1 protein-coding gene is annotated in these 1,113 nt (G+C 67.7%); it reads right to left on the bottom strand.

Annotated features, from left to right (window positions below):
* Nucleotides 1–986 (bottom strand): IS21 family transposase (gene istA, locus D6B71_RS22400; RefSeq protein WP_121259015.1); only part of this gene is annotated, 986 nt, incomplete at its 3' end.
* Nucleotides 987–1,113: the final 127 nt, after the last annotated feature.

Below are 1,113 nucleotides of genomic sequence, written 5' to 3'. Positions count from 1 at the left end.
AACGAGATCATCGTGTCCTTCCCGACCCTGCGCAGGTGCCGGTCGGCGACCAGATAGGGCTGCGCGGGCAGCGGAAGCAACGCTGCCCGGTCAGCCTCGGCCCGGACGCTGATGACCTGGCCGTGGGTGCGGTGGACCTGGGCGCGTCGGATCGGCAGCCAGGCCATGAACGCAGCGTCCATGTCGGCGATCGAGTCGAAGACCCGGCCAGCGATCACGTGGTCCCGGTTGATCAGCACCTGGCGTTCCACCCGGCCCTTGCCGGTGGGTCGGTAGGCGGCCAGCACGTCGATAGTGAACCCGTAGTGATCGGCGAATGCCGCCGCCTCGGGGTGCAGCGGGACCGCGACCCGGGGTGCGACGTGACGTCGGATCACAGTCTTGGTGCGGTCATAGACGATCGTGCCCGGCACCCCGCCGAAGTGCGCGAACGCACGGCGGTGGCAGTCCCAGAACGTCGCCATGTCCATCGACGTGGTGAAACAGGTGAACGGGTCACGCGAGTGCGAGAGCGTCATGTGGAACGAGTAGACGGCCCCGATCCCGACGTGGGCGAGGAGGTCGCCCTCGTCACCCCAATCGACCTGTGCCTGGGCGCCAGGGACGACCTCGAAGCGGCGGTGCAGCCCCCGCAGCGGGTTCTCATCGGCCTGATCGAGCTCGGCCGCGATCCGCGGCCGGGCGTCGGTCAGGAACATCTTCACCCGCTGATAGGAGCCGCTGAAGCCGTGCCGGGCGACCAGCCGCTCGTGGACTACGGTGCCCTTCAACGCGATGTCGAGACGCAGCCACGCTTCGATGACCTCCACGAAGGGTGCGATCACCTGCGGTTGGGTGCCGACCCGAGCGGGTGCGGCCGGTGGGACCGAGGAGGCGTCCTCGGCCAGGTACTTCTTCACCGTGCGCCAATCGACACCGCACTCGCGGCCGATCTCGGCGTAGGTGGCGCCCGCTGCGTGCAGCGAACGGAAACGACGGATGTTCATCCAGGACTCCGGATCAAGGATCATGAGGCAGGTCGCCCTTCGGCTTCGTCTACTTGGCGGTTGACGAACCGAAGGGTGACCCCGCTCAGGGCGAGGAAGGACTCAACTCGCCGGGACCGACCAACAC

Source organism: Nocardioides ferulae (genome assembly GCF_003660455.1).
GTDB classification, from domain to species: Bacteria; Actinomycetota; Actinomycetes; order Propionibacteriales; family Nocardioidaceae; genus Nocardioides; species Nocardioides ferulae.
Note: the sequence above shows the minus strand (reverse complement) of the source record. Positions and strands in the feature narration are given on the sequence as shown.